At 40.0% G+C, this 4,319-nt stretch carries 4 protein-coding genes and 1 pseudogene; all 5 read left to right on the forward strand.

All coding sequences use genetic code 11. From position 1 onward, the window contains the following. Positions 1-243 (forward strand): annotated as a pseudogene (locus tag Q0688_RS20110) (quinone-dependent dihydroorotate dehydrogenase); the annotation flags it as partial. Between the two features lie 128 nt (positions 244-371). Next, positions 372-884, forward strand: a complete 513-nt coding sequence (locus Q0688_RS20115) for a cell division protein ZapC domain-containing protein (protein ID WP_299081572.1) — start codon at positions 372-374, stop codon at positions 882-884. 122 nt (positions 885-1,006) lie between these two features. Continuing rightward, positions 1,007-3,106 (forward strand): bifunctional 23S rRNA (guanine(2069)-N(7))-methyltransferase RlmK/23S rRNA (guanine(2445)-N(2))-methyltransferase RlmL, encoded by a 2,100-nt coding sequence (gene rlmKL, locus Q0688_RS20120; protein ID WP_299081575.1) that lies wholly within the window; start codon positions 1,007-1,009, stop codon positions 3,104-3,106. Between the two features lie 11 nt (positions 3,107-3,117). Continuing rightward, positions 3,118-3,351 (forward strand): glutaredoxin family protein, encoded by a 234-nt coding sequence (locus Q0688_RS20125; protein ID WP_299081578.1) that lies wholly within the window; start codon positions 3,118-3,120, stop codon positions 3,349-3,351. Then, on the forward strand, positions 3,348-4,319 hold a 972-nt coding region (locus Q0688_RS20130; protein WP_299081581.1), incomplete at its 3' end, for an ATP-binding cassette domain-containing protein. The genes Q0688_RS20125 and Q0688_RS20130, both read left to right, overlap by 4 nt.

A 4,319-nucleotide genomic window follows, 5' to 3' on the forward strand; every position in this document is an offset into this window, starting at 1 on the left:
CAACCTCATGCCGAAGAAATGGGAGGCTTAAGTGGTGCGGTGTTAACGGCTAAAAGCCAAGCCATAACAGAGAAGTTAGCGAATGAGATCGCAGGTAGAATGCCGGTTATAGGGGTAGGGGGTATTCACTCCGCTAAATCAGCAAAGGCACGGATCGAGGCCGGATCAAGTTTGATCCAAGTGTATTCTTCGTTGATCTATCAAGGGCCCAAATTGATCAAAGAGATCGTAAATTCCATATAATGATCCTGCATTGATCTGCGCTTATTAGACTAATTAAATAGGTAATAAAACGCCCTGACAATTAAAACTTATGTTAGGTTTTAGGACTGTATTGTTGTTAGAGTTTCCACCGATTTATGTTGCAACCCATGTCCGATTGGTTTTGGTTTTCTGAAGATAGTCAACTCAAGTTGTCTATGGGAAACGAGTGGCAGTGCACAACTGCCTTTGGACATCAACAAATAGTGGATTTACCAAAGTCGCAACAATTGTTTAGTCTTTCTGACACTGAGTGCTATTTATCTTTAGGCAATCAATTGCAAGCAAGTGGTGCGCAATTTTCAGAAGCGCAACTAACCCATATCTTAATTAACGCTACGGCTGCGATTATGTTTCATAAACCTGTTACACCAAAAAGCTGGTTTTTTCAGGAAATTGAATCCCATGGCAGTCACCACAGATTGGCCACTGTATCCAATAATTATGCAACCGGTGTAGTTTTAGTGTTAACCGATGAACAAGCTCTGGCAACTTGTATGTTGATTTCTTCATCATTTCAGTTAAATGACAAAAAACACATCAAACAATTCGCCTTAATCAAACTCGCTAAAACCCGTCTAGCGCCTTTGATGGCAGATATTAGTAGCCAACTAACGGCTTAACCGTTACAACGCGTTCAATTCAAACAAACTCGCAACTTTTAAATGCCGATAAAACATGCGCTTAGGTAACAATTACCGTATAATCGCGGCCGTTTTAAACAAAGAGTATCTTGAGTAAATTTATGTTCGAATTTTTAATCACCACATCTAAAGGCTTAGACGGCATGCTATTAGAAGAAATAGCAGAACTATGCCCTGATGTGGGACTAAAATCTAAGCCAGGACAGGTTTTATTTAGCGGTGAATTACAAGATGCGTATAAGGTTTGTTTATGGTCGCGTTTAGCAAACCGAGTATTGGTAAAATTGGCGGAAGGCGAAATAAATAGTGCCGATGATGTTTACAAGGTAACAGACCAAGCAAATTGGCCGACACAATTTGGTATTGACGACACTTTTATGGTGGACTTTACCGGTACCAATCAAAGTATCAACAATACTCAGTTTGGCGGATTAAAAGTTAAAGATGCCATAGTAGATCAATTCACGACTTTTTTTGATGAACGCCCGTCAGTGAGCAAAATTAATCCCAGCATTCGTATTCAAGCCCGAATGTGGCGCAGTGTCCTTGGGATTTATATTGATTTAAGCGGTCAAAGTCTGCATCAACGCCATTACCGTGCGAAAACGGGCTTAGCCCCTGTGAAAGAGCATTTAGCCAGTGCTATGCTGATTCGAAGTGGCTGGCACAAAAACAAACTCTTGCCTCTAATCGATCCTATGTGTGGCGCAGGTACCATCGCCATTGAAGCGGCGATGATGGCCCAAAATATTGCGCCAGGCTTAAAACGTGAAACCTGGGGTTTCGATTCGTGGAAGCAGCACGATAAAGCTAGCTGGGATAATCTAACCAATGAAGCTGAACAGGCTAAACAGAAACATCAAGGTGTAATTTGGGCAAACGATATAGACGCATCTATGGTGTCTGTCGCCAGAGAAAACGCAAATCTTGCTGGTGTTGCTAATGCCATTAAGTTTACCCAACAAGATGCCTGTCAGTTACCAAGCACTGATTTAGAAAGTGGATACATGGTCAGCAATCCACCCTATGGGGAAAGACTTAGTGAAACCACGCAACTAATCCCGACATTTCAAAAATGGGGCGCTTGGTTAAAACAGGAATTTAAAGACTGGCATTTATCGTTACTAACCTCTGATCGTGAATTATTGCGACAAATGAAGTTAACGGCCAAAAAAGAATACAAACTCATGAACGGTAAATTGGAATGTTTACTGGTTAATTTCGAATTAGATGAAAAGAATTGCCAAGTTCGTGAAAACAAAATAGTTAACAATGACTTTGCCAATAGCCTCGCCAAAACCCTAGTAAAAACCAATAAGTGGTTAAAGAAACAAAATACTAATTGTTATCGGATCTACGACGCTGACTTGCCAGAATATAACGTCGCTGTCGATAAGTATGCCGACTATTTAGTGGTTCAAGAGTATTCTGCGCCTAAAGATGTACCTGAACATAAAGCCAAAAAACGTGTTCAAGAAGTCATGATGTCGCTGCCTCAAGTAACAGGTGTAAACGCAAACCGTATTATTCTAAAAGTTAGAGAACAACAAAAAGGTAAAAACCAATATCAAAAGGTCTCGCAGCGTAAAGAAACCATCGAGGTATTTGAAAATGGCGCTAAATTTCAAGTCAATTTATACGACTATTTAGATACTGGGTTATTTCTGGATCACCGAGTAACCCGGCAATTAGTACAACAAAAAGCGAGAGCTAAAGATGTGCTTAACCTGTTTGCCTATACTGGCAGTGTATCGGTTCATGCGGCCCTTGGTGGCGCAAAATCAGTGACGACAGTGGATATGTCTAATACCTACATTGATTGGGCTAAAGAAAATTTTAAGATAAACAAATTAACTGGCGCCTATGAATTTATTCAATCCGATTGTTTAACATGGCTAAATAGACACAATGGCAAATATGATTTGATGTTTATCGACCCTCCGTCTTTTTCTAATTCAAAAAGAATGGAAGGAACTTGGGATGTACAACGAGATCATGTTGCGCTTATAACCGATGCCTTAACTTGTTTAAATCCTGGTGGAGAAATATTGTTTTCTAACAATTTAAGACAATTTAAGTTGGATGAAGCTGCGTTGCAAAATTTAGGTTTCAGCATTAAAAATATATCGAAACAAACCCTTCCCGAAGATTTTCAGCGTAATCCCAAAATCCATCATTGTTGGTCTTTGGTTAAAGAGTAGGGCGAGTGTAGATGCAAATTATTTTATATACCGGCCAAGGTTGTGGACTATGCGACCAAGCCGAAGCATTACTTCAAGGGTTACCCAATTACGATGCAATCGAGCTTGAAAAGATAGATGTACGCACCACTACCGAACTATATCACTTGTATGGCGCGCGTATTCCGGTTTTATTTAGAAAAGACAATCAATCTGAATTGCCTTGGCCATTCGATTTTATTCAATTAAGTGAGTTTTTACGTTGAGTTTATTGCAGTTAAAAAATGCCAGTATCATTCTAGGCCATCCACCATTGTTAAATGGAATTGAATTGGTTATCCATCCCGGTGAGCGATTGTGTTTAGTTGGACGTAATGGTTGCGGTAAATCTACTTTATTGAAAGTGATTGAAGCAGAAATCAAACTGGATGATGGCCAACGTTTGGTTAATAAAGACGTAATAATATCCCGTTTACCTCAAGATCCACCAGCAAGTGTGCAATGCAGTTTATTTGATTATGTTGCAGAAGGATTGGCTGAAGTAGGGGAGTATTTAAAAGGCTATTTTCATCAAGCAGATTTAGTCGCCGAAGATCCATCAGATGCCAATATGGCAAAATTAGAGTTTTACCAACAAAAACTTGACCATCATAATGGTTGGCAGTTTGAACAACGCATTCAACAAGTGCTGACTAAATTACAGCTCGATCCTCATCAACAGCTCAGTAATTTATCAGGCGGTTGGCGAAGAAAAGCCGCGCTGGCAAAAGCCATGGCTAGCGACCCTGATATTCTGTTACTCGATGAGCCTACCAACCACCTCGATATCGATATGATTAAATGGTTAGAAGATGCCATTAGCAGTTACGCAGGTGCTGTAGTGTTTGTGAGTCATGATAGAGCCTTTATTCGAAATGTTGCCAGTCGCATCGTTGATTTAGATAGAGGCAATTTGGTCAGTTATCCTGGTAACTATCAAGCTTATCTTGATCAAAAAGCCCACGATTTGGAAGTTGAAGAAAACCAAAATGCGTTATTTGATAAGAAACTAAGCATTGAAGAAACCTGGATTAGACAAGGTGTTAAAGCCCGTAGAACTAGAAATGAAGGACGAGTGCGGGCACTTAAAGCCTTAAGACTTGAACGTTCTCAAAGAGCCAATAAATTAGGCCGCGCAAAAGTTAGCGTTAGTGAATCAAAAAGCTCGGGTAAGATTGTATTTGAAACCGAGCAA

It is taken from the genome of uncultured Paraglaciecola sp. (genome assembly GCF_937123705.1).
Lineage (GTDB): Bacteria > Pseudomonadota > Gammaproteobacteria > Enterobacterales > Alteromonadaceae > Paraglaciecola.

Coding starts and splice junctions, on each gene's coding strand:
- rlmKL (WP_299081575.1), top strand. CDS start 1,007: ATGTTCGAATTTTTAATCACCACATCTAAAGGCTTAGACGGCATGCTA.
- Q0688_RS20115 (WP_299081572.1), top strand. CDS start 372: ATGTCCGATTGGTTTTGGTTTTCTGAAGATAGTCAACTCAAGTTGTCT.
- Q0688_RS20125 (WP_299081578.1), top strand. CDS start 3,118: ATGCAAATTATTTTATATACCGGCCAAGGTTGTGGACTATGCGACCAA.